Source organism: Pedobacter humicola (assembly GCF_056490705.1).
Genome location: NZ_JBWJIG010000011.1, coordinates 18,118 through 41,500, shown reverse-complemented (window position 1 = coordinate 41,500; position 23,383 = coordinate 18,118). Strand labels below are relative to the sequence as shown.

The 23,383-nt window shown below is 41.1% G+C and carries 22 protein-coding genes and 4 tRNA genes; 10 read left to right on the top strand and 16 right to left on the bottom strand.

The annotated features are described in order from the left end of the window. Positions 1-76 precede the first annotated feature (76 nt). Positions 77-880, top strand: a complete 804-nt coding sequence (locus tag AC04Q1_RS17080) for a helix-turn-helix domain-containing protein (protein ID WP_478365786.1) — start codon at positions 77-79, stop codon at positions 878-880. Here AC04Q1_RS17080 and AC04Q1_RS17075 read toward each other — a convergent pair. The 5 genes from AC04Q1_RS17075 to AC04Q1_RS17055 form a co-directional block, all read right to left on the bottom strand. Further along, the gene (locus tag AC04Q1_RS17075; RefSeq protein ID WP_478365785.1) at positions 877-1,173 is read right to left on the bottom strand and encodes a hypothetical protein; all 297 of its coding nucleotides are present in this window, start codon (positions 1,171-1,173) and stop codon (positions 877-879) included. The genes AC04Q1_RS17080 and AC04Q1_RS17075 overlap by 4 nt on opposite strands. A 150-nt stretch (positions 1,174-1,323) precedes the next feature. Next, positions 1,324-1,548, bottom strand: a complete 225-nt coding sequence (locus AC04Q1_RS17070) for a CDGSH iron-sulfur domain-containing protein (protein ID WP_010600649.1) — start codon at positions 1,546-1,548, stop codon at positions 1,324-1,326. Between the two features lie 84 nt (positions 1,549-1,632). Beyond that, positions 1,633-2,319: a GNAT family N-acetyltransferase gene (locus AC04Q1_RS17065; RefSeq protein WP_478365784.1), complete on the bottom strand. Its 687-nt coding sequence runs from the start codon at positions 2,317-2,319 to the stop codon at positions 1,633-1,635. Positions 2,320-2,384: 65 nt separating this feature from the next. Next, positions 2,385-3,167, bottom strand: a complete 783-nt coding sequence (locus AC04Q1_RS17060) for an alpha/beta fold hydrolase (protein WP_478365783.1) — start codon at positions 3,165-3,167, stop codon at positions 2,385-2,387. A 95-nt stretch (positions 3,168-3,262) separates the two neighbouring features. Continuing rightward, positions 3,263-4,516, bottom strand: a complete 1,254-nt coding sequence (locus tag AC04Q1_RS17055; protein WP_478365782.1) for an ROK family protein — start codon at positions 4,514-4,516, stop codon at positions 3,263-3,265. Between the two features lie 245 nt (positions 4,517-4,761). Here AC04Q1_RS17055 and AC04Q1_RS17050 point away from each other — a divergent pair, with 245 nt between their 5' ends. From AC04Q1_RS17050 to AC04Q1_RS17020, 7 genes are all read left to right on the top strand, one after another. Next, entirely contained in the window at positions 4,762-6,048 is a 1,287-nt protein-coding gene (locus tag AC04Q1_RS17050; RefSeq protein ID WP_478365781.1) for a Gfo/Idh/MocA family oxidoreductase, read from the top strand. A 25-nt stretch (positions 6,049-6,073) separates the two neighbouring features. Next, on the top strand, positions 6,074-9,532 hold the full coding sequence (locus AC04Q1_RS17045) for a 3-keto-alpha-glucoside-1,2-lyase-like domain-containing protein (RefSeq protein WP_478365780.1): 3,459 nt from the start codon (positions 6,074-6,076) through the stop codon (positions 9,530-9,532). A 29-nt stretch (positions 9,533-9,561) separates the two neighbouring features. Next, positions 9,562-11,016 (top strand): Gfo/Idh/MocA family protein, encoded by a 1,455-nt coding sequence (locus AC04Q1_RS17040; protein ID WP_478365779.1) that lies wholly within the window; start codon positions 9,562-9,564, stop codon positions 11,014-11,016. Positions 11,017-11,024: 8 nt separating this feature from the next. Then, positions 11,025-12,110, top strand: a complete 1,086-nt coding sequence (locus AC04Q1_RS17035) for a Gfo/Idh/MocA family protein (protein ID WP_478365778.1) — start codon at positions 11,025-11,027, stop codon at positions 12,108-12,110. 159 nt (positions 12,111-12,269) lie between these two features. Continuing rightward, positions 12,270-12,962 carry a helix-turn-helix transcriptional regulator gene (locus AC04Q1_RS17030; RefSeq protein WP_478365777.1) on the top strand — a complete coding sequence of 231 codons (693 nt, stop codon included), beginning with the start codon at positions 12,270-12,272 and terminating at the stop codon, positions 12,960-12,962. 76 nt (positions 12,963-13,038) lie between these two features. After that, on the top strand, positions 13,039-13,491 hold the full coding sequence (locus AC04Q1_RS17025) for a DUF1569 domain-containing protein (RefSeq protein ID WP_478365776.1): 453 nt from the start codon (positions 13,039-13,041) through the stop codon (positions 13,489-13,491). Positions 13,492-13,498: 7 nt separating this feature from the next. After that, complete coding sequence (locus tag AC04Q1_RS17020) at positions 13,499-14,080, top strand: YdeI/OmpD-associated family protein (RefSeq protein WP_478365775.1); 582 nt, start codon at positions 13,499-13,501, stop codon at positions 14,078-14,080. 82 nt (positions 14,081-14,162) lie between these two features. Here the strand turns inward: AC04Q1_RS17020 and AC04Q1_RS17015 are convergent, their stop codons facing one another. From AC04Q1_RS17015 to AC04Q1_RS17000, 4 genes are all read right to left on the bottom strand, one after another. Continuing rightward, entirely contained in the window at positions 14,163-14,915 is a 753-nt protein-coding gene (locus tag AC04Q1_RS17015) for an SDR family oxidoreductase (RefSeq protein ID WP_478365774.1), read from the bottom strand. Positions 14,916-14,966: 51 nt separating this feature from the next. Beyond that, on the bottom strand, positions 14,967-15,857 hold the full coding sequence (locus AC04Q1_RS17010; RefSeq protein WP_478365773.1) for a helix-turn-helix domain-containing protein: 891 nt from the start codon (positions 15,855-15,857) through the stop codon (positions 14,967-14,969). A gap of 148 nt (positions 15,858-16,005) precedes the next feature. After that, positions 16,006-16,923, bottom strand: coding sequence for a helix-turn-helix domain-containing protein (locus AC04Q1_RS17005; protein ID WP_478365772.1), 918 nt, complete (start codon positions 16,921-16,923; stop codon positions 16,006-16,008). A gap of 77 nt (positions 16,924-17,000) precedes the next feature. Continuing rightward, a complete protein-coding gene (locus tag AC04Q1_RS17000) occupies positions 17,001-17,759 on the bottom strand; it encodes an alpha/beta fold hydrolase (protein WP_478365771.1) in 759 nt (252 codons plus the stop codon). A 220-nt stretch (positions 17,760-17,979) separates the two neighbouring features. Between AC04Q1_RS17000 and AC04Q1_RS16995 the strand changes: the two genes are divergently transcribed. Next, positions 17,980-18,717 (top strand): hypothetical protein, encoded by a 738-nt coding sequence (locus AC04Q1_RS16995; RefSeq protein WP_478365770.1) that lies wholly within the window; start codon positions 17,980-17,982, stop codon positions 18,715-18,717. A gap of 102 nt (positions 18,718-18,819) precedes the next feature. Here AC04Q1_RS16995 and AC04Q1_RS16990 read toward each other — a convergent pair whose 3' ends face one another. Next, the gene (locus AC04Q1_RS16990) at positions 18,820-19,422 is read right to left on the bottom strand and encodes an FMN-dependent NADH-azoreductase (RefSeq protein WP_478365769.1); all 603 of its coding nucleotides are present in this window, start codon (positions 19,420-19,422) and stop codon (positions 18,820-18,822) included. A gap of 112 nt (positions 19,423-19,534) precedes the next feature. Here AC04Q1_RS16990 and AC04Q1_RS16985 point away from each other — a divergent pair, with 112 nt between their 5' ends. After that, positions 19,535-19,915 carry a winged helix-turn-helix transcriptional regulator gene (locus AC04Q1_RS16985; RefSeq protein ID WP_478365768.1) on the top strand — a complete coding sequence of 127 codons (381 nt, stop codon included), beginning with the start codon at positions 19,535-19,537 and terminating at the stop codon, positions 19,913-19,915. 56 nt (positions 19,916-19,971) lie between these two features. Here AC04Q1_RS16985 and AC04Q1_RS16980 read toward each other — a convergent pair whose 3' ends face one another. From AC04Q1_RS16980 to AC04Q1_RS16955, 6 genes are all read right to left on the bottom strand, one after another. Continuing rightward, the gene (locus AC04Q1_RS16980) at positions 19,972-20,814 is read right to left on the bottom strand and encodes a hypothetical protein (protein ID WP_478365767.1); all 843 of its coding nucleotides are present in this window, start codon (positions 20,812-20,814) and stop codon (positions 19,972-19,974) included. Between the two features lie 196 nt (positions 20,815-21,010). Next, positions 21,011-21,082, bottom strand: a tRNA-Glu gene (locus tag AC04Q1_RS16975). Between the two features lie 30 nt (positions 21,083-21,112). Beyond that, positions 21,113-21,188 (bottom strand) — tRNA-Met (locus AC04Q1_RS16970). Between the two features lie 1,039 nt (positions 21,189-22,227). After that, positions 22,228-22,788, bottom strand: coding sequence for a hypothetical protein (locus AC04Q1_RS16965; RefSeq protein ID WP_478365766.1), 561 nt, complete (start codon positions 22,786-22,788; stop codon positions 22,228-22,230). Positions 22,789-23,079: 291 nt separating this feature from the next. Further along, a tRNA-Glu gene (locus tag AC04Q1_RS16960) sits at positions 23,080-23,151 on the bottom strand. Positions 23,152-23,220: 69 nt separating this feature from the next. Then, positions 23,221-23,296, bottom strand: a tRNA-Met gene (locus tag AC04Q1_RS16955). Positions 23,297-23,383 lie beyond the last annotated feature (87 nt).

Genomic DNA, 23,383 nt, shown 5'->3' with positions numbered 1-23,383 from the left:
CACTGATAGATATAGCAATACTAAAATCAGTGTATATCCATGACGATCTGTAGTTAATTTCATAAATTTGATTAAGATGCCAAATCAAGATAAACGCCCCAATATCCTGTATTCCTGTTATGCGCAAAAAAGTAGCGAGGGCGAACAGTTTATTCCCAATCATTCGGTAGGACTGGTTATCTCCGGTACTTCTGAGATTTTTATCGGCGAAGAAAAATTCGTGTTTACGGATGGTGACTTTCGTTTTTTCAGGCGGAACCAATTGGCCCGGTATACGAAATATCCGCCCGCCGGAGGGGAGTTTAAATCAATCAGCATCAATATTGATCAGGAAATCCTCCATAGCATCAGCAATGAATATGACCTGCATATGGAAAAGCCCAATCATGATCTGAAAGGTTTGGCGCTTGAAGCCAATGGCCTTTTAAAAAACTATATCGATTCGATTTGGCCATACCTGGATGGCAATAACGGATCGAACCAGGCTTTAATTGATTTAAAGGTTAAAGAGGCGGTAATGATCTTATTGCAGACGAATCCGGTATTAAAAGATGTACTTTTTGATTTTTCGGAACCAGGGAAAATTGATCTGGAAGCTTATATGAATGCCAATTACAAATTCAATGTAGACATTAACCGTTTTGCCTATTTAACGGGAAGAAGTTTAGCCACCTTTAAAAGAGATTTTGAAAAAATATTTAATCTTTCGCCTAACCGCTGGCTACAGAAAAAGCGCTTGAACGACGCCTATTATCTCCTTACCGAAAAAGGCTGGAAATCATCCGATGTTTATCTTGAAGTGGGCTTTAAAGACCTGTCGCATTTTTCATTTGCATTCAAAAAAGCTTATGGTATGGCGCCATCCAGAATCGGTTCTTAATTTAATCGGCCCTGCCATAAGGCAAAAGTGGGGATTGATGTTTTAAAGGAAATTCTATATTTCAGCTTACATCCTTTAGATTTATTTAACGGCAGGCAATGAAAATCGGGCCTTTCAACCCTAAGCCCGATTGTACGGATGCCGTTTTTATCAATTATTTTCTTTTCCCAGGTTATAAAAACGGCAGGAGGGAAAGCGGGGCTGTAGGCCGCCATGAAACGGAAGCTTTCACTTTCAAAAAGATAAGATGATGTTTTGTAAAGCAGAAGCACTGCCCATACTCCGATGTCCATTAAGTAAGGGTATTAACCACAGATAAAAAGGATACACACCTGCCAATCCGTTCAGGCGGGGATATCAAAATCCGTGTGTATCTCCGTCCATCTGTGGTTAAATTATATTTGCTTTTTGGACAACGAGACTGAACTGAAATGGTGTATTAATTAAACCTTTTTCGGAGGGAGATCGAATGCGATCGCCTCATGTTCGAAATGGCCGTTATGTGCGCCATCGCAAAAAGGTTTATTTTTAGATAAACCGCAACGGCAGATCGAAAGTACTTCTCTGCCCTGTAGGCCATAAACGTTTCCGTTTCTATCTACAATTTCGAAATCGCCCTCAATTTTAACAGAGCCGTTATTGTTAATGGTAAGTTTTGTTTTAGACATGTATGTGTTAGTTTAGCGCAAAACTAAAACATAGAAACCGCAATTTTTTGGCTGATTTCTATTTAGAAACATTCTCTTGTTGATCTACAACGTCTCCTTTTTGATCACATAAGCAATCATATCTGTCCTGATCTCAAAACCCAGTTTCTGATAGAGTTTAACGGCACCTTCATTATCATTCCTAACGTGAAGAAAAGGTATTTCCGAACGGAGCAGGATCCGTTTAATCTGTTCCTGAATAATTTTAAAGGCATAACCCTTACCTACATGATCGGGGTGGGTACAAACAGCGCTCACTTCACGATACGGCCTGGGGAAAAACCGGTGCCCGGCCATAGCGGCCAGTTTTCCTTCATTAAATATTCCGGTGTAATTGCTCAGTTCGATGGTTTTGGCCAGGAATGGGCCTGGTTTGGTTAATTCAACCAGATCGGTCATTTCCGCAACATGCGCAAAATTTAAATCTGTGATATCAGTCGCATCAGTCTTTGGAACTTCTTTCCCACGAAAAATAAACTGGAGCATATCAATGTGGGTCAGTAATTTCCATTGTGCTGGTATTTCAACTGGTGTTCTGGCGAAAAATACAAAAAGGCTTTCTGCAGGACTGATCTGATAGAGTGCATTTAAGTTCTCCTGCGAATTATCTTTTAAGCCCGCAAATGCCGTAATGTCTTCAGTATAATATTTGACCTCATTTACACCTTTTGAAAGGTGGCTATGACCAGAGGTTAAGGCATGATAAATTGGATTATCCAATATGTGTTCCATCTGGCAAAGATATTAAATGCTAAATCAGCGGGACGTAACTTTATTCCAATCAGCCTAATAAAGCATTATTGATTCAAAAAAGTTTCCACCAGATGCGCGGTAATTCCGATGGTTTTATCGCTTACATCCGGATTAAGGTTTTCGCCGATCATTGTGCCATGTACGCCAGGTAAAATAACCAGTTGTGCATTTGTAATCAATCCCGACATTTTGACCACATGTTCAGACCTGATCACATCGCGATCAGCCACCATTAATAAAACATCACCTTTAATTCCAGTGAGGTCATCGTCGCTAAGGTCAACAAAATCAAGCATGCGCTGTTTGTCCTTTTCGAACATGGTTTGTAATGCTTTTTGATCAGGGTTTACCGCTAAAAAGGCTGTTTTGAGGGGCTCAGGCATATGATCGATGGTGGCGTCGCCAAAGCCATTGTAAAAGCCTTCAATCAAGCCCTCTCTCTGATAATTGGCAGAAACCACAATGATTTTATTTACCAATGCAGCATGGTGCGCTGCAATGTGCAAGGTTGTTGTTCCGCCGTTGCTGAAACCTAAGAAATTGGCTTTGGTTATTTTGAGCTGATTTAATAATGTGCTTACATCCTTTGCATCCTGTTCAAAAGATTCGGCCTGATCCCGATCGCTGGTGCGCCCGTGTGCCTGAAGCTCAACAGCAATTACCTTTCCCGATTTTGCCAAAAAAGGAATAAGCCGGCCAAAAGTAGATTGAATGGTAGAACCACCGCCATGTATTAATACGAGTGGGATTTCACCTTCACCATAAATTTCATAATACATGTTAATGCCATTAACCTTTTCGTGGCCTGCTTTTTTATATGTTTCCATAGTTTTAAGTATTTGCTATACAAATCTAAATAAGCTATCGGAAAATCAGGTATCGATAACAGACAAGTTTAGGGTTTTTTGAGCCACTTTATACCTTACTTCTTCAATTTTTTAGCTTTTTTGATAAAAGCTTCCAAAAATTGATCGATGCCACTTGCCGCGTAGCCCAATAATCTAGAGTCTTCGCCAAGTTCAGAGGAGACAATAGTTGTTTTCTCCCTGATCTGGGTCATACAGTAGGTATTAATCGCCTGTTGCATAGGGAGTGTAATGTATTGTTTCGCGCCGGCGATTTTACCACTTAAAATAATCAGTTCGGGGTTAAATAACTGGATCAATACTGCAATTCCCTTGCCCATATGGGTGCCAACATTGGAGAGTAGCTGGATCGCATATTGATCACCTTTATTTGCCGCCTTGATAATCAGGGCAGGTTCAATTCTTTCCAGTTCTTCATTCGGGAGATTGCTGAGCATGGAGTTTTTTCCGGATAAAATGCCCTCCCTGGCCATTTCGGATAAGGCATTTCCTGAAGCAACGGTTTCCAGGCAGCCATGTTTTCCGCAGTAACACAAAGCCCCGTTTTCTACAAATGGCATGTGCCCCAGTTCTCCCGAAAAGCCGCAGGTACCCTGCCTTAGCTTGCCATCCATAATAATGCCGAGGCCTACGCCCCAGTCCATTAACAGTACAAGTACATTTTTTCTGCCTTTGGCCATCCCGTGTGTAAATTCAGCCATCGAAGAACCATTTACATCGTTTTGTATCACAACAGGTATGTTCAACATTTTTTCAAATGCCGCTGTTAAAGAAATATTCTCGCTATCACTTAAGAAATAACTATAGTTTTCTCCCTTTTCGGCATCAATTAAACCAGGCATGCCCACACTGCATCCAATCAATTGTTTGTGATCTATCTTTGCAGATTTTAGGATCTCCTGAAGCTGTACATTTAAAAGGCTGAAAAAATCTGTCCGGCTTTTCGAAATGGGTAGTGGAATGGTTTTAACATCAAGAATGAAATTATAGTTGTTGTCAATGACCGTGATTTTGGTATGAAACAACTCAATATCAATACAAAGGATCAGGATCTTTTTATCCTTCAGGCGATAAAGATCGGGCTTTCGCCCCCCGATCGACTGTCCATAACCTCTCTTTTCTACCCAGCCCTCATCCATCAATGCAATTAAGAGTTTTAACAAACTCGGGGTACTCATATCCATGATTTCACATAATACCGAAACTGAAGACGCTCCCAGATTAAAAAGATGTTTGATGAGCTTATGTTTATAAACCAACTGCCTATCGTTGCTGTCGGATATTAAGTGATTTAATAGATTAAGATTCATGAGGTTAATTATACAATTTTGATAAATATAGACAACTTATATTAAAATTTTATTAAAGTTTTTTTAATGCGTAAAGAAATGAGTGATGTTTTGTCTTTACAATAATTTCTTGCTAACATTAGGCTACTAATTGTGATATAATGTTCCCTAACCACTTATGAGATTAGTTTCAACACAACAGATCAGCATTAATCTGCACGAACCATTCACCGTGTAAGTTTATTTTCTACAACACCAATAACAAAATGAAAACTAAAGAAGAACCACAAAAACAACAAAACTCCAGACGGGATTTTATTAAAAAATCAGCAATCGCCCTGGCTACTTTCACCATTGTTCCGCGTTATGTAATGGGCGGACAGGGCTACCTGCCCCCAAGCGACAAATTAACCAAAGCCGTAATCGGTGTTGGTGGAATGGGGCGGGGCCATTTCGAATATGAGGGTACCCAGGTAGTGGCCATCTGTGATGTGGATAAAAACCACCTCAAACAGGCTGCGGGTATGTTGGATAAAGGGGTGAAAACATTTAGTGACTATAGAGAATTGATACAATTACCGGAAGTAGACATTGTACACATTGCTACCCCGCCACACTGGCACGGTATAATGGCTGTCGACGCTGCAAATGCTGGCAAGGATATCTGGTGCGAAAAACCGATGACCCACACTATAGGTGAAGGCAAGAGGGTTGTAGAGGCTGTAAAACAGAACGGCCGGATGTTCAGGTTAAATACCTGGTTTAGATTTAAGGATACTTTTTACGGCATGGGTACCACCGTTAAGCCGATCAAAAAACTGGTTGACAGTGGTATGCTGGGCTGGCCTTTAAAGGTAACGGTAAGTAAACATACCGGTTACGACTGGAAATTTTATTGGGTAGGAAAAGATCATTTGGAGCCTCAGCCTGTACCACCGGAATTGGATTATAATGCATGGTTAGGTCCTGCGCCATACAAACCTTATAACGCACACCGCGTACACCAAACTTTTAGGGGTTATTGGGATTATGATGGGGGTGGCTTGAGTGATATGGGGCAACACTATATCGATCCAATACAGTACTTTTTAGGGAAAGATGATACCAATCCGGTTTCTGTAGAAGTGGATGCACCACAGCAACATACCGATGCCGTAGGCATTTGGCGCAGGATTACCTATACCTATGCCGATGGTTGTCAGATTATTTTGGATGGCGAAGGTAAAGATACCAATGTACCTTATATAGAAGGGCCCAAAGGTAAGTTGTATCCAGGTTTTAAATCGGATATCCCCGACCTGGAACGTAAACTTGCACAATTTCCCGATCCGGATCCGGAGATTGTAGAATTCTCTGAATCGGTTAGAACAAGAAAGAAATTCGCGCTGAATGAAGAGAACGGACACCGTTCATGTAACATTGTAAATATTGGTCTGGCTGCCCTGCGATTGGGAAGATCGTTGAAATTCGATCCTGTTAAGCAAGAGTTCATCGATGATGAGGCTGCAAACAGATTGATTAATCCTGTAATGCGTGCACCATTTTCCATTTAAAACATTCCAAAAAATACAAACCATCATGAATAAAAAGATATTATTGATGCTGTTGGCCCTTGTAATGCTTTCAAATGCATTATTTACCTTAACAGTACTTGCTCAGGATAAAAAAGACGAAAGAACCACTACCACACGTATTGCCGATTTATTGGCGCAATTACCTGCCAGAAACGCAACACAGCTAGAACGCAACATGAAAGAAGTTGCAGATCTTGGTGAAGATGGGTACATCACCTTAATTAGTGGTTTAACAACTTCAGAAAAAGGAAACAACGCGCTGATTGAATATGCTGTAGGCGGTTTTACCGCTTATGCCACAAAGACCGGTCAGCAGGCTACAAGAAATATGGCGGTTAGTGCCTATTGTAAATCGTTGGCCAAATTAACCGATAAACAGAATAAAGCATTTATCATCAGTCAGTTCGACCTGGTTGGAAACGATGCTGCGGTAACTTGTTTGGAAGGTTATCTTGCAGATGAGCAATTGGCCGATGAGGCGTCGCGGGCACTGGCCAAAATTGGCACTGCTTCGGCCACAACGGCCTTGATTAACGGATTGGGGAAAGCAAATGGTAATGCCAAAATTGCCATTGTAGAAGCTTTGGGCCATACCAATGCCAAAGCGGCGGCAACTGCCATCGCACCATTGGCTACAGGTACCGATAAAGCATTAAGCAAAGTAAGCTTATACGCCCTTGCCAATATTGGCGATGCATCCTCCAAAGAAATTTTGGTAAAAGCAGCAGAGCAGGCGGGTTACAAATACGATCAAACCAATGCTGTTGCGGCTTTATTGGTGTATGCACAGAAAAACATTGAAACGGATAAAGCTGGCGTAGAAAGCATAGCTAAAACCATTTTAGAAAAAGCAAGTGCTGATGATCAGGTAAACGAACGCATTGCGGCCTTAAAATTACTTGCAGGTACACAAGCAGATCAACAGGTACTGTTGGCAGCGATGGCCGATAAACAGTTCGAGTTTCGTGCAGCAGCAGTTAAATTTGCTGCGGCTAGTGTAAATGATACGAATAGTGCGGCTTGGGTAGCACAGCTAAAAAAAGTTGATGCAGCCACCCAGATTTCCATTTTGGATATGTTGGCCAACAGTAGGGCAAAGTCTGTATTGCCAGCGGTGCTGAAATTAATCAAAAGTGATGATCAACAGGTAAAGCTAGCGGCCATTAATGCGGCAGTAAAACTCGGTCAGGAAGATGTTTTAGAGGACCTTTTGAAGTTGATGAGCAGAGGTGATGCGGCCGATATTGCAGGGATTTCGAACGGCATTTTAAGAATAAAAGGCGAAGGCGTAGCCACTAAGGTTGCTGCCTTTATCCCTAAAGCCAAACCAGAAGTGCAGGTTGCTTTGATCAATATTTTAGCTTCACGCGCGGCTACAAGCCAAACTGCGGTTATATATGCTTCATTAAACAGTAAAAATGCTGAAGTGCGAAAAGCGGCGTTTCTTTCGTTGCAACATGTGGCCACAGCTGACAGTAAAGCACAGCTCTTTGATCTTTTAAATAAAACTACTGATGCAACTGAACTTACTGCTGTGCAGGATGCTATCATTGCTTCAGTTAAAGGAAGTACGGATAAAGACGCACAGACTGATGCCATCCTCCAACAGATGGGCAATACTGCCGCGGATAAAAAACTGTTGTTTTACAAAGTTTTAGGAAGCCTGGGCGGACAGAAATCGCTTAAAGCTGTTTCTGAAGCTTATGCAAGTGGCGACGATGCCACCAAAAGAGCGGCCATCGAAGCACTTTCCTCCTGGTCGGATGCAGGTTCAGCCGATGCGCTGATCAATATCGCACGCAGCACTACCAATGCCGATTTTTTAAATCAGGCAGTTGTTGGTTATCTAAATTTAATCAGGAAAGCAAACTACCCTGCAGAACAGCGTTTGTTACTGTTGCGCAACGCGATGGCGGTAGCCAAAACTTCTGCTCAGCAACAACAGATCCTTAAAGATAGCGAACAGGCCAAATGTTTTAATGCGATTGTATTTGCAGGTCAGTATTTGGATAACACAGCTTTGCAACAAGCTGCAGCAAATGCGGTGATGAACATTACCATGGCCGGAACGTATAATGGCGACATTGTAAAAGGTTTATTGAACAAAACGATTTCCGTAATCACCGGTGGTGATGCGGGTTACCAGAAAGAAGGGATGCGGAAGTATATTTCAGAAATGAAAGCTGGCGAAGGTTTTGTTCAGGTTTTTAATGGTAAAGATTTATCAGGGTGGAAAGGACTTGTAGCCGATCCGATCAAAAGATCAAAAATGGATGCCAAAACCCTGGCCGAAGCACAGACCAAAGCCGATGCCGAAGCACTGGAAAGCTGGAAAGTGGTAAATGGCGAACTGCAGTTTCAGAGCCATGGCAATAACCTTGCAACCGTAAAAAAATACGGTGATTTTGAAATGCTGGTAGACTGGAAAATCATCGACGATAAAAAAGGGGAGGGTGATGCCGGTATTTACTTACGTGGAACGCCACAGGTACAGATCTGGGATCTTGCCCGTACCAAGGTGGGCGCCCAGGTAGGTTCGGGAGGTTTATATAACAATCAAACCAACGAAAGTAAACCGCTTAAAGTAGCCGATAACAAATTAGACGAGTGGAATACCTTCAGAATTTTAATGAAAGGCGACCGCGTTACCGTATACCTGAACGGGGTATTGGTTACCGATAACGTAATCTTAGAAAATTATTGGGACAGAAGCCTGCCGATTTTTGCAGAAGAACAGATCGAACTACAGGCACATGGATCGCCAGTGGCCTACCGTGATATCTATATCAAAGAAATTCCCCGCCCAAAACCTTTTGAACTAAGTGCACAAGAGAAAAAAGAAGGATATAAAGTATTGTTCGATGGGACCAATATGCATAGTTGGACAGGCAATACAACGGATTATGTGATCGAAGATGGAAACATTGCCATCCGTCCAAAACCGGGCAAGGGATCAGGCGGTAATTTGTTCACTAAAGAAGAATTCAGTGATTTTGTATACCGTTTCGAGTTTCAGCTAACACCAGGCGCAAATAATGGATTGGGTATAAGGGCACCATTAGAAGGTGATGCAGCTTACGCAGGCATGGAATTACAGATTTTGGATAACGATGCCCCGATTTATAAAGACCTTAAAGTTTACCAGTACCATGGCTCGGTATATGGGACCATCCCTGCCAAAAGAGGGTTTTTAAAACCTACCGGAGAATGGAACTACGAAGAAGTGATTGCCAAGGGCTCTAAAATTAAGGTGATCTTAAATGGTACCGTAATTTTAGACGGAGATATCGAACCTTTCAGGAAAAACGGTACACCCGATCATCAGGAACATCCGGGGTTGTTGCGCGAAAGCGGGCATATTGGTTTCTTAGGCCATGGTTCGCCGGTTCAGTTCCGCAACATCAGGATTAAAGACCTGAGTAAAAAAGAAATAGCCACAAAAGCTACAACTAAAAAGAAATAATTAAATTTAGCATTATAAGATCCCAAATAATGACAGAAGATAAGGCAAGTTCGAAAACCGAAAATTCGAGAAGAAACTTTATTAAAACAACGGCACTTGCTGCGGCCGGATTTATGATCGTACCCCGACATGTATTGGGCGGGCCAGGTTTTCTGGCACCAAGCGATCGTTTGCAATTGGCCGGTATCGGTGCAGGTGGAAAAGGTGAGGGCGATATCGCCAGTATTGTAAGGGGCGGTAAAACCGATGTTGCTTTTTTATGCGATGTAGATGATAGAAGAGCTGCGAATTCCCTAAAAAACTTCCCTAAAGCCAAATATTATAAAGATTACCGTGAGTTACTGGATAAAGAAGGCAAAAACATTGATGCCGTAACCGTATCTACGCCTGATCATACCCATGCACAGATTGCCATGGCTGCCATGCAACTGGGCAAACATGTATATGTGCAAAAACCGCTAACGCACGATATTTATGAAGCCAGAATGTTAACCGAAGCGGCAAACCGTTATAAAGTGGTTACCCAAATGGGAAATCAGGGTGCATCGGGCGATGGGGTGAGGAGACTTCAGGAATGGTACGATGCAGGCCGGATCGGGAAAGTGCATACGGTTTACTGCTGGACCAATCGGCCGGTATGGCCGCAGGGGATCTCCTGGCCAACAGCGAAAGAAGAAGTGCCAAAAGAATTGGATTGGGATCTGTGGTTGGGCAGTGCACCATATAAAGATTACATCAATAAACTGGTTCCCTTCAACTGGAGGGGATGGTGGGATTATGGCACCGGAGCCATTGGCGATATGGGCTGTCACCTGGTAGAACCACCTTTCAGGGTACTGGGATTGGATACGCCGATCAGTGTAGAGTGCAGTGTGGGCAGCGTTTACGTAGACGAATTTAAACGGGCCTACCTGCCAGAAAGCTGCCCGCCGTCGAGCCACGTGATCATGACTTTCGCCAAAACACCAAAAACCAAACACGAAGTACAGGTACACTGGATGGATGGAGGAATCAAACCCGAACGCCCTGAAGAATTGGGCGCAAACGAAAGTTTTGGCGATAACGGCGTACTTTTTATCGGTACAAAAGGGAAAATGATCTGTGAAACTTATGGTAAAAACCCAAGGTTACTGCCATTATCGCGCAACGAATCAGATAAGACCAAAATCACCATTCCACGTATTGTGAACCAGGAAGAAGGTCATTATACCCAGTTTGCCGAAGCTGCAATTGCCGGGTATGGCAAAATGCAGCTCAGTTCACCATTTGAAATTGCCGGCCCGCTTACCGAAACCTTACTCATTGCTAATCTGGCCATCAGGGGAACAGACGTACAGCGCAGAGATACTGCAGGAAAAATCAGTTACCCGGGCAGAGACATCAAAATGCTGTGGGATAAGGTAAACATGAAGGTGACTAATTTTGATGAAGTAAACCAGTTTGTGAAACGCGAATACCGCAAAGGCTGGACTTTGGGCGTTTAGGATTTAATATGTTAAAAGAAAAAAAGAGTTTAAAGGTATTAGTGGTAGGCTGTGGCAATATGGGCGCATCCCATGCCACAGCTTATCATACTTTGCCGGGTTTTGAAATATGTGGATTGGTTTCTACAGGAAAAAGCAAAGAAATACTTAATGAAAAATTAGGCGGACAATATGATCGGTACACCGATTTTTACGAAGCACTGGCGCTTACCAAACCCGATGCGGTTTGCATATCCACCTATCCCGATACACACGAAGCTTATGCAATTAAATCTTTCGAATGCGGATGCCATGTGTTTATCGAAAAACCCCTGGCCGATAGTGTTGAGGGGGCAATAAAAGTTGCAGAAGCTGCTAAAAAAGCCAATAAAAAGTTATTGGTGGGATATATCCTTCGCTATCACCCCTCATGGGAAAAATTTACCGAACTCGCCCAGGAAATGGGGAAACCTTTGGTGATGCGCATGAACCTGAACCAACAGAGCCATGGCCCTAAATGGACAGTGCACCGCAACCTGATGAAAAGTTTAAGTCCGATTGTGGATTGTGCCGTACATTATATCGATATCATGTGCCAGATGACGCGCTCAAAACCTGTTCAGGTAAGTGCAATTGGTGCCAGACTGACGGATGATATCCCTGAATGGAATTACAATTACGGGCAGCTGCAGATCCGTTTCGAAGACGGCTCTGTGGGTTGGTACGAAGCGGGTTGGGGTCCGATGGTAAGCGATAATGCTTTTTTTATTAAAGATGTTTTCGGTCCGAAAGGATCGGTATCTATCACGGCCAAAAAAGCAGGGGCGGCCGGAAACTCCGATAACATTGATGCCCATACCAAAACCGAATCGATCAAGCTACATTACGCCGATTTAGATGCTCATGATGAATTTAGCAAAGCTGATGAATGGATAGACCTTACTGACGAACCCGATCACCAGGAACTGTGTAACCGCGAGCAGCGTTATTTTTTAAAAGCCATAACCGAAGATATCGATCTAACCCATGCTACTGATGATGCGGTAAACAGTTTAAGGATTGCTTTTGCCTGTGACGAATCCGTTAAAACTGGCGAAATGATCAGGTTATCGTAGTCTTTCTGCTCATTTCCATTTCCTTGACCGTCCTGCTGAACTTGTTTCAGTATCTATTACATGATGCTTGAGTTAAAAAAGTCCGATTTTGTGTATTATTGACTCACGAAGTCAGCGATGGTATTGCACTAGGGAAAACTTCGTTAGGCTTAAAGAAAAATGAACGATAACGACACCAAAAGGCTTTCGCGGCTTACCGCAATTTTAACCCAATTGCAAACGAAACGGCTTTTGACCGCACCGGAGCTGGCCAAAAGATTTTCAGTTAGCGTAAGAACTATTTATCGGGACATTAAAGCCTTAGAACAGGCAGGCGTTCCTGTTTTTACAGAGGAGGGAAAAGGCTATCGCTTAATGGAAGGTTATAAAATACCTCCTGTAATGTTTACCGAAAGCCAGGCTAATGCTTTGATCCTGGCCGAGCAGCTGGTGCTGAAAAATAAGGATGCTTCCTTCATTAAAGATTATCTGGAAGCCATCGATAAAATCAAAGCTGTTTTGGGACATCAGGTAAAAGATAATGTGAATCTTTTGGCCGAACGCACCCGCTTTACCCAAAATTTCAACAACGAAAGGAACAGCAATAACCTTTCGGATTTACAGTTTGCCCTCACCAATTTCTATATAGTAAAGATTGATTATATCAACGAAGCCAACCAAACCAGCAACCGTTTAATTGAGCCTTTCGCACTTTTGAGTACGCAGGAGAACTGGTTACTCGTGGCCTGGTGCCGTTTGCGGAACGAATTTAGGTTCTTCCGTTTAGATCGGATTAAAAAACTGGAAATGCTTACAGAGAAATTCAGTCCGCATAAAATGACCCTTCAGGAATATTTTGATAAAAACCACTAAGGGCATTTATACCCCTGACATAGGGCTGTCGTTCGGCCGCATTAGTTTTGCATGGTAAAAGAAAAAACTAATGAACATGAACAATCTATTCAACCCTTCCGCTACCACTGCCATTATAGCCCGGATCGAAAAACTTACACCTGACGCAGAGAAACAATGGGGCAAAATGAATGTAAACCAGATGCTTGCACATTGCAATGCTTCGCTCGAAACTGCCATGGGATTACACAACCCCGAAAGATTGGGTTTTGTTGGCCGCCTGTTTGGTAAATTATTGAAGCCAAAATTTTTTAGTGAAGTGCCCTTTCCTAAAAACAGCGCCACCGATAAAAGTTATATCATAAAAGGCAACCCCGATTTTGAAATTGAAAAGGCAAAGGTGATTCAGCAGATCAAAGCATTTTCGGCAGGTGGCCCTGCCAAATGTACCAGGCACCCACAGGCATTTTTTGGTCCCTTAACGCCAGAAGAATGGGCGCTGATGCAATGGAAACATTTTGATCATCACTTAAGACAGTTCGGAAACTGATCCTCAGATGAATACACAAAAAGAGATCGAAATTTTTTGTCCGGCAAGCCAAAAGGATTGGAGGGAATGGTTAATGGAAAACCATGCCTCAAAACAATCCGTTTGGCTTGTTTACCATAAAATAAAATCCAATGTGCCATCAATTTCATGGAGTCAGGCGGTTGATGAAGCCCTTTGTTTTGGCTGGATTGATAGTACAGCAAGACCGATAGATGATCAAACATTTATGCAGTTTTTCTGCAAACGAAAACCGAAAAGTGTATGGTCGAAAATAAACAAGGCAAAAGTGGAGCGTTTAATCAGTGAAGGGTTAATGACCCAGGCCGGTTTTGACAGCATAGAAAAGGCAAAAGATAATGGCTCCTGGATCATTTTAGATGAGGTGGAAGCATTTAAAATCCCCAAAGATTTAATGACGGCATTTAAAGCACAACGCGGATCGAAGCCGTTTTTCTTAAGCTTGAGCAAGTCTGTTCAAAAAAGCATATTGCAATGGCTCATTCTTGCCAAAAAAACGGAAACCAGACAAAAAAGAATCGATGAAATCGCATTATTGGCTGGGCAAAAGCGTAAGCCAAAACAGTTTTGATCAATTGCATCAAGGTAGACAATTTTAAAGAAACAGGTTTAAGCGACTGTTAAAATCACGGTCACTTAAACCCATACAATAATTACCACAAACTAATTCCTGTCTCTGGATTATTATCGTCACTAAAGAATTGTCCGGTTGGCCCGTCTGCCCCTAATGTAGCGGCTTTTACCACTCTTGCTGCGGCTTCTGGTATGGTTCCGGGGCCCGAATGGTGGTTAAAATCTGTTGCCGTATAACCTGGATCAACCGCATTTACCTTAAACGAAGTATCTTGTAAGTTATTGGCCAATACAATGGTGTAGGCATTTAGTGCGGCTTTCGAAGAAACATAAGCCGCCGGTTTTACGCCAAAGTATTTCCATGTAGGATCGTTATGTAAGGCAAGTGAGCCCAAACCTGAAGTTACGTTCACAATTCTTGGCTCAGGCGATTGCCTCAATAAATCTATAAAGGTTTGTGTGACTTCAATTACGCCAAAAAAGTTGGTTTCATATACCTGTCTGAATATGTTAATGTCTGTTTCTAATGCTGTTTGCGGCATGTTGCCACTGATGCCTGCATTATTGATCAATACATCAAGCACTTTTGTTTTTTGTGAGAGCCATGCTCCCGCGGCTTTAATTGATTTGGAGTTGTCTACATCAATTTCTATTGGTTCTACCGCATTCAATCCTTCCGATTTTAATTGATTTACAGCTTGCTCGCCTTTTGTGATATCTCTGCAGCCCAGAAATACATAATACCCTTGCTGTAATAATTGCCTGGCTGTTTCAAAGCCAATGCTTTTATTTGCTCCGGTAATCAGTGCTGTTTTCATATTTATATTTTTCATAGTACAAAAGTATAGCGGTTGTATCATCTGGACGGAACACATCCAACGGTATTAATGGTACATTTTGCGGATACTGGCTCTATACGCTGCGGGCGTTAAACCAGTTTCGCGCTTAAAAAACCGGTTAAAATAAGAAGTATCGGAAAAACCAAGTTCGAAAGCAATTTCCTTTAGATATTGAGGAGTGTGAAAAAGCAAACGCTGCGCCTCCAATACCAGCCGTTCATGAATATGTTTGATTGCTGGTTTACCGCTCTGTATTTTTACCACTTCGCTTAAATGTCCGGCAGAAATATTTAATATTGAAGCATAATCCCCTACCTCGCGCAGTTCGCGGTAACATTCGTTAATTTTAGCCTGAAAATTTTTCAGCAAAAGCCTGTCTATTGAATGCTCAGCTTCTTTAAACTGCTCGGTATATAGCCTGCTTAAATAGGTAAGCAGCACAGTAAGATAGGCAGTAAGCATACGCTGTTGCCACTCGCCAGGCTGCTGATATTCGGTATTGATTTTGACAAGTATGTCTTCCGCAAAATTAAGATCAGCTTTGTTTAGGAGCAATTCGTGCCCATCGTACAGATTCTCAATGATAGGTAGTTTACTTAAAGAAGCGTTTTCCTGCAGAGAAAGAAATTCTTTAGTAAAAGCAATACCCGTGCTCCACAATTGCGTAAAACCTTCCTTTACAATGATGTGATTTGGACCAGAAAAGTAAATGGTATTATTCTTTAAGATATATGGCGTCATATCAATCCACTGACGGCTGTCGGCCTGCCGGATCAAAACAATCAGGTAATGGTCTTTCCGATGCGGAATGAGCAGTTCAGATTGACTCGGTAAGGTACCCTCGAAATGATAGACCCGAAAATTTTTATTGCCCGCTATTTCATCAGGTTCTATGGTATAAATGGGCAGCTGTTGATTGGAGTGGGGTGTTTGCATCGCTTAAACAAAATAAGAAAGGAATTTCTTAATGTTCAAATTCCTATACTTTATGTACAATTATAGGTATAAGCTGTCGAAATGCATGCAAAAGGCATCAACAGATTGAAATTGATGCCTTTTGTGATGATAGTGATGTTTTGACTTTTTAATTAAAACTTGCCCTGAATGCTAAGGGAGAAAAATTAGTTTTCGTTTTAAACAACCTGCTAAATGATTGGGGATGATCGAAACCTAATTCGTATGCAATTTCGCTTATGGATAAACTTGTTGTAGATAATTTTTCTTTGGCATTTTCAATCACTTTGTCGTGTATATAATGTTGTGTACTTTGTCCTGTTAATATTTTGAGCATTCCACTTAAGTAACCCGGAGATACATTTAATGATGTAGCAATTTGCTGAACCGTGGGGATTCCATCTGTTGCCAAAGCCTCGCTTTTGAAATAGGTATTCAGTAAATCTTCCAGTCGGTTCAAAATGCTATGATTGGCAATCTTTCGGCTGATGAATTGCCGCTGGTAAAACCTGTCGGCATAAGTAAATAACAATTCAAGCTGGGCAAGAATTACCGGTTGACTGAATTTATCAATATTTGCCTGATACTCTTGCACTATATTTTGCATTATGCTCAAAATGGCCGTTTCCTCTTTCTCGGATAGAAACAAAGCTTCATTAGCCGAATAGCTAAAGTACTCATATTGTTTGATCGTTTTTGCCAGGGATGTAGCCCATAAGAAATCGGGATGTACAAGCAATAACCAGCCTGAGCGATCGATCATTTTTCCTTTATCTACATCAATTTCAAATACCTGTCCCGGGGCTATAAAAAACAAAACACCTTCATCAAAGTCTCCCTGCTGTTGCCCATATTTCATCCTGCCTTTAAAATTCCGGTCGAGTGAGATAGAATAAAAATCGAACATTAAACTCATTTGAGCTTTGCAAGGCAAGTTTATAGAATCATAATTGATTACGCTGATCAATGGATGTTCTGGTTTTGGAAGTCCCATCGCTTTATGATATTCGCTAATCGTCTTTATCTTATGAAGTATTTTGCTTTCCATAACTTAAGTTAATCATTATTCGGGAACAGATTTCGATAAATGCTGTACCAGTAATCTGTTTTAATATTATTATTCTGCTATTTATGCTGATCCTGTAAGATTTCTTCTAATTTTTTAACCAGATTAGCAGGCTGTTCGCGCATCGAATAATGCCCACCTTCAAAGGTATAAACTTTCCAGTTTCTTTCTTTTGCCCTAAGCAATCCCATTTTATCGGTACCAGGGTTGCTTTTGCCATCCTTTGTCATCGAAATAAAAACTGTAGGGATCTTTTTTACTGCTGGGTTACTTATTTTTAAGGGTTCAGTAAATGTTTTTAAAGATTGGGGCACATCGGTAGGTGCGGAAAGTTTTGTTGCGCCAAATGGATACAGTACCAAGCCGTCTTTTATCTTGTCTTTTGTCATAGGAGCCCATATTTCGCCACAAAGATCTTTGGCACTTTCGCCATTGTTGGGAACCATCGCGTCGAGATACACGAGCTGTTTTATACGATCGGGCAGTTGTTCTGCTACACCCGAAATAACCATGCCACCGTAACTGTGCCCTACGAGGATAATATTGTGCAGGTTTTCAAATCTGATCACGTTTGCAATGTCGTTGATGTAGGTGCTCAGGTTGATGTTTGCATTGGATAAATGTACCCTCTCGCCTAAGCCTGTAAGTGTTGGGCGATAAACGATATCGCCATTTGCGTTTAAAATAGAATCTACCTTTGCGTAGTCCCAGCCACCATCCCAGGCACCGGGAACAAACAGAAAAGTTCGTGGCTGATGTGTTTGGCCATAACTAAGGGCAGAAATTGCAAGGCTTAAAATAAATAATAGCTTTCTCATGATATTTGTTTTTAAATCAATTGTTTGATGAGGCAAATTTGAGAAAGAACAAAATGACCGGCATAACCAAATCTGCTTTTGTTGTAACAAAAAGTGGAAAGATCATATTAAGAAATATTGGCCTTTAGCTCAACCTTCCCATCAAAATGGAAAGATCAATTTTGAATTTAAAAATTCTTTATATCTTTAAATCAAATCATTTAACCCTCAATAATATTTAATGAAACGTATCTCTTTATGTACCAAACATGGTTTAGGTGCATTGCTCATCGCATCAGCAATTATATCCTGTAAAAAAAGTAGCACCACTGAAGAAACTCTAACTGGTTCCGGCAAGATCTCTTATTTTGCTAAAGCTAGCGGTAATAGTGTTGCCACGAAGAGAGGTGTAATACCAGATAGCTCAGTTGCTGTCAATTGGTCATATGCCACGGTTTGGGTAGAAAAGATTTCGCTTGCTGCTCAACGCCAGGGGCTGCTCGATACCACTATCATGGTAGGTAAAAACCTGAACATTTTTAGCTCTGATGCTTTAGCTGGAGTGATTCAATTGCCCGCAGGTTCATATCAGGATGTGAAAGTAAAACTATTCTGCAGGAAGTCTCCACGCTCAGAGTTTGCTTTCCATTTTAAAGGCACGTTTACAAATACTTCAGGTGGTGTTGATAGTTTACAGGTCGGTAGTTCTTATCCATTTGAAGCAAATCTTGCCGTTACCAATCTGGTAATTGGTGTTGCAGATAATTACAAAGCCACTTTCAGCTTCAACCTTAATAATGTATTAACAGGAATTAAAACTAAGTCTCTGGAGCTTGCCGCCCATAGTTATATCGGAAAGGATAATAAAAAGCTTTATTCCATTTGGAAAGGTGGTTCTGCAGATGAACCGTTTTACGATCAGGTGATCCAGAACTGGCAAAATGTGGCCAGTGTTGTGATTACCAAAGGCGGAGAGTAATCGTATTCAGTTTGCACTGCTGGCTTTAATAAAATTCCCTCAGCGCATTCGATCTGAGGGAATTTTGCTTTAGGAATAAAACTATCCTGTTCAACTAAATATTTAATCAATCGTAATACTTTCAACAGCCCTTTCGAAAGCCTGATCTTTAACGCCAGGTACTTTTAACCCTTCGGCGCGGAATACGGTAAGGTCGGTCATCCCTAAAAATCCAAGAAATGCCTTTAAATAGGGGGCAACAAAATCGTTGGCTTTCCCTGGTCCTTCAGAATAAATACCGCCCGATGACATGGCAACATAAACTTTTTTACCGGTAACCATTCCAATAGGACCATTTTCACCATAGCCAAATGTGATCCCTGCTCTGGTAATGTGATCAATCCATGCCTTTAATGATGAATGGATGGTGAAATTAATCAGCGGTGCACCGATTACAATGATATCTGCAGATAATAATTGTTTAACCAGTGCATCTGAAAGGCTGATAGACGCTTTTTCTGCTTCAGTGAGTTGATCGCTTGGAATAAAGAATGTCCGCAATACTTCAGGTTTAAGGTGTGGGATGTCAACATCTACCAGGTTGAGTTCTTCGACCGTACTGTAAGGATATTTGTGCTGGATTTCTTCAACAATAGCATCACCCAATTTAATGCTGTATGATATAGCACCCTGTATGCTTGATTTTAAATGAAGGATATGTTTCATAAAATTTATTGATTAATGATTAAGGGCAAAACTAGGGTTAGCTGCTGATAAAAAGTGACGCGTTACCTAAAGGTAAGCGCTTACATTGGGGTAAGTGATTATCTTTGTAGTTATGAAAGTCATTAAAAATCAGTCATTACCAGATAAACTCGCCTGCGAAGGATCGCTTAGAAACGTAATTGATGCACTGTATGTGCTGAACGGAAAATGGAAGCTGGCTTTGATCCTTTCGCTTGTACAATCGTCTAAACGGTTTAATGAACTTCAACATGAAGTGGCTGGAATATCGTCTAAAGTATTAGCGAAAGAATTGAAAGATTTGGAGTTAAATGATTTTATCAAACGGCAGGTATATCACACCACTCCGGTAAGCATTATTTACGAAGCAACTGATTACAGTGAAACATTGAAAGATGTACTCGCCGAGCTTAGTGCCTGGGGTAAACAGCATCGGGAAAAAGTAAAAGAAAGTATGCGGAAGCAGTACCAATGAGAAACGGAAATAAATTCAAAAATTCCTTTTAACTCATCGTACCACGGGCTTCTATTTTAGGCTGAAATAGGCCTCTTGCAGTAGGAAGACATCCAAACTTTACCAGTTGTAACATCTTTCCAAACTGAATACCATATCTTGTTGAAGAAGCAATATTGATACTCGCCAAGGTTGATCATCGGATAATAACCCCTTACATGTAGTTTCTTGGGTGTAACGCCCTCCAGTTCAATATAAGCATCCAGTTTTTGCTTATCGGTGTAAAAGATTCGCCGGGCTTTATCAAACTTCAAAACAAAATTGGTGCTTTTATCATAGCTTTTTTCACCTTTATTTTCTGACCTCAGCAAGTCGAGTACTTTTACAAACATTTGGTAATTGCCAATATTAGTGCCTTGTAATTTTAGGTGGAGCTGATAAAGCCCATATACTTTCGACCTTTCAAATTCATAAACAGATTGCATTTCCGCAACAATACAGAATTTACCTTTATCTACGCCCAATAGTAATACATTATCATATCCCTCATCAGAGCCGCCACGGGGACTATAAATAATTTCCAACAGATTATGGCTAAGGTGATGCACGCTTACAAGACCACTAAAATCCCGGATAATTAATTGATCATTTGGGAGATCGATATGAAATACGTGTCCGTTAAATGGCTTTTCCCACAGGTCAATTTTAGCCGCTACACCATCAAAGCTTTTTATTGTGTGGGTCATGATATCGTATGACAATGTTTCGCCATAAGCTACCATTTTTTTAGTAATTACCTCGGATGCTTCTTTTTTCAGTGCTTTGTCTGCCGCTTTCTGCTTTTCAGGACTATCGTTTAAATATCGCCAAAGCTGAGCATGGGCGATATTATTCCCTGCACAAAAAAATAAGATTGACAAAATAACGGGTGTTCGGTTTAATGAGGTCACGGCGGAGCGATTAATATATAAATTTAATAAAAAAATTTCTTTAATTCTCTTCTCATAAAATAGGGGTTTTGTAAACTTTAGGCGGGTCTGGTAGCTACTGGTGCGGACATCCATTTCCGGAATGAAATGCATAAAAAAAGCCGCTTCAGATAGAAGCGGCTTTTCGTAGCCCGTAGGGGAATCGAACCCCTGTTTCCAGAATGAAAATCTGGCGTCCTCACCCCTAGACGAACGGGCCATTAAATATTAGAGTGTCTTTCAACTCTTTTGGTAGCGGGGACACGACTCGAACGTGCGACCTTCGGGTTATGAGCCCGACGAGCTACCAACTGCTCCACCCCGCACTCTATATCTTCAAAAGATTCTTCGTTTGAAGGAGTGCAAAGGTATCATTTATTTTGATGTTTGCAAAACCATTTAGGAAATTTTTAATAATATTTTTAATGATCCATTTAGCGCTAAAACCATGGGTAACTTGTGTCGGTAAATTTCGATTTGATAATGAGTATGTTATATAATTTAAGTAGTGTTCTAGTACTATATTTGTACAGCGGGTTTGGCTAATTAAATTTTCTTTTTTTCTTATGATCGGCGGATGAAAATTATTTTTGGTGCTTGCTGGTTTCAATTTCAATATACAGGTTAGTGCTTGCGCCGGGTTTCTCTTTGTAGCTCTCTCAACGGTATATAAATCCCGTTGCTTATTCTGTTAAGCCATTTCAATTGTCTAAAGATTTATCGATATTTAATGTTAGCTACAGATGATTGGTTTTATGGATATTAATGAAGAATCGATAACGAGGCACCGCTTAACCGGCAAAATAGCTGAATTAAGAGGTCATGAAGAAATAATTTCCATTTTAAAAAAGCGGAAGTATAACATCATAAAGAACGATCCTTTAGAAATTTGCTTCATTTTGCCGCGATCAGAATATTCGGAAAGATATAGAAATAAGATAAGAGCGGGTTCGATTTTGTACAACCACACTTCTGGTGATTTCGAGTTTATCTATCCTGATAAATATTCATGGCCCGGTCTTTTAATACCGGCTATTATATCAATCTTTTTTGCTTACAACGTAGGATGGTTTGGCTTTTTTATACCGATGTTAATTATACTAGGTAGCTCACGTTTCAGCTTTTTGTTTTACAAAAACGTAATAGGTAGGGAATTTATCAGTGATTTAAAATTAAGGCCTGACTATCCTTGATGATAGTACAAGTTTTAAGAACAAAAATCCCGCTTTAGTTTGTAGTAAAGCGGGGCTCTAACCCAGGGCTTGCATTTGTTTAAGACCTTTCATGGCAATTGGATGTCTTTGGGTAACATGCAAGACGATCTGTTAATTGGCACATTAAATTCTGGCCTATTGAAGCTAATCCTCAGCAATGGTTGCTTTTGCTAAAATCACGTTTAAAAAGTATCTTGTTATTTAGTTCAATATAATCGCCCGATAGAATTAAATATGGATGATTAGGCGAATACCCTGCACTGCGGCTTCTTATGATGATTTTGTCGTTAACTTTCAGGCTACTCAACTGTTTAAAATCCACAGGAATAAATTGCATCATATATTCTTCGCCATTAATCCTGACTATAAGCCATTTTGGTCCTGATGATTTTGCATTTGGGCGCCGAAAAGTAACAGAGGTTACCACGGCCTCCATATTGGCAAAAGCCTCTATGTATTTTCTTATTTTACCAAGGCTGGCACGTACTTTTTTGCCTTCAGGAGAAATCTCCCATTCTTTATACCTTATGCCGTCAGGTGAAGCCTCCCATTTTTTCTTGTCACTCACCATGCGGGCTTTTTTTTCAGCAGCAGATAACGGCTTTGGGAATGGCTCAGTTTCATTTTTAATTTCACGATTAGCAAATACAAGTCCGCTCACCACAACCAGCGGTAAGATCAGGGCATAGATCACAACTTTTTTATTTTTCATATCCTTTCAAATTGATTCAGCGAATCTACTTGGATGTTTTTGAGGTCGAGTGGTTTGGATTGTAAATAAAAATGTAAATTTTGTAAATAAATTATAAACTGTAGTGGAATCGTAGTTCTGGAGTGATCCGGAATGAAAGTCAGGCGTCTCTTAGCCGCTGTCTTTACTTGCTGTAGCTTATTGCAATCGTAAGCTTTAATGCATTTATCGAAAGGATTAATCCGGTGTGGGAGGATGATTTGCCGAATAGCAAACATAAAAAAAGCCGCTTCGGATAGAAGCGGCTTTTCGTAGCCCGTAGGGGAATCGAACCCCTGTTTCCAGAATGAAAATCTGGCGTCCTCACCCCTAGACGAACGGGCCATTTTTCAGTTTCAAATTTTCAATCTTCAGTAGGCAATTAAATTGCTAACTGAGAACTACCAACTGAATTGGTAGCGGGGACACGACTCGAACGTGCGACCTTCGGGTTATGAGCCCGACGAGCTACCAACTGCTCCACCCCGCACTCTATGTTGTCATTTTAATCTTCGGGTTATGAGCTCAACGAGCGTACTCCCGAAGTTTCGGGACTCCACCCCGCACTCTATACAAC

Bases quoted from the DNA above. Each gene is read 5' to 3' on its own strand.
- AC04Q1_RS17080 (WP_478365786.1), top strand. From the start codon at position 77: ATGCCAAATCAAGATAAACGCCCCAATATCCTGTATTCCTGTTATGCG.
- AC04Q1_RS17015 (WP_478365774.1), bottom strand. From the start codon at position 14,915: ATGAAAAATATAAATATGAAAACAGCACTGATTACCGGAGCAAATAAA.
- AC04Q1_RS17010 (WP_478365773.1), bottom strand. From the start codon at position 15,857: ATGCAAACACCCCACTCCAATCAACAGCTGCCCATTTATACCATAGAA.
- AC04Q1_RS17065 (WP_478365784.1), bottom strand. From the start codon at position 2,319: ATGGAACACATATTGGATAATCCAATTTATCATGCCTTAACCTCTGGT.
- AC04Q1_RS16965 (WP_478365766.1), bottom strand. From the start codon at position 22,788: ATGAAAAATAAAAAAGTTGTGATCTATGCCCTGATCTTACCGCTGGTT.
- AC04Q1_RS17005 (WP_478365772.1), bottom strand. From the start codon at position 16,923: ATGGAAAGCAAAATACTTCATAAGATAAAGACGATTAGCGAATATCAT.
- AC04Q1_RS17035 (WP_478365778.1), top strand. From the start codon at position 11,025: ATGTTAAAAGAAAAAAAGAGTTTAAAGGTATTAGTGGTAGGCTGTGGC.
- AC04Q1_RS17030 (WP_478365777.1), top strand. From the start codon at position 12,270: ATGAACGATAACGACACCAAAAGGCTTTCGCGGCTTACCGCAATTTTA.
- AC04Q1_RS17040 (WP_478365779.1), top strand. From the start codon at position 9,562: ATGACAGAAGATAAGGCAAGTTCGAAAACCGAAAATTCGAGAAGAAAC.
- AC04Q1_RS17045 (WP_478365780.1), top strand. From the start codon at position 6,074: ATGAATAAAAAGATATTATTGATGCTGTTGGCCCTTGTAATGCTTTCA.
- AC04Q1_RS17025 (WP_478365776.1), top strand. From the start codon at position 13,039: ATGAACAATCTATTCAACCCTTCCGCTACCACTGCCATTATAGCCCGG.
- AC04Q1_RS17020 (WP_478365775.1), top strand. From the start codon at position 13,499: ATGAATACACAAAAAGAGATCGAAATTTTTTGTCCGGCAAGCCAAAAG.
- AC04Q1_RS17050 (WP_478365781.1), top strand. From the start codon at position 4,762: ATGAAAACTAAAGAAGAACCACAAAAACAACAAAACTCCAGACGGGAT.
- AC04Q1_RS17055 (WP_478365782.1), bottom strand. From the start codon at position 4,516: ATGAATCTTAATCTATTAAATCACTTAATATCCGACAGCAACGATAGG.
- AC04Q1_RS17000 (WP_478365771.1), bottom strand. From the start codon at position 17,759: ATGAGAAAGCTATTATTTATTTTAAGCCTTGCAATTTCTGCCCTTAGT.
- AC04Q1_RS17075 (WP_478365785.1), bottom strand. From the start codon at position 1,173: ATGGACATCGGAGTATGGGCAGTGCTTCTGCTTTACAAAACATCATCT.
- AC04Q1_RS17070 (WP_010600649.1), bottom strand. From the start codon at position 1,548: ATGTCTAAAACAAAACTTACCATTAACAATAACGGCTCTGTTAAAATT.
- AC04Q1_RS16995 (WP_478365770.1), top strand. From the start codon at position 17,980: ATGAAACGTATCTCTTTATGTACCAAACATGGTTTAGGTGCATTGCTC.
- AC04Q1_RS16985 (WP_478365768.1), top strand. From the start codon at position 19,535: ATGAAAGTCATTAAAAATCAGTCATTACCAGATAAACTCGCCTGCGAA.
- AC04Q1_RS16990 (WP_478365769.1), bottom strand. From the start codon at position 19,422: ATGAAACATATCCTTCATTTAAAATCAAGCATACAGGGTGCTATATCA.
- AC04Q1_RS17060 (WP_478365783.1), bottom strand. From the start codon at position 3,167: ATGGAAACATATAAAAAAGCAGGCCACGAAAAGGTTAATGGCATTAAC.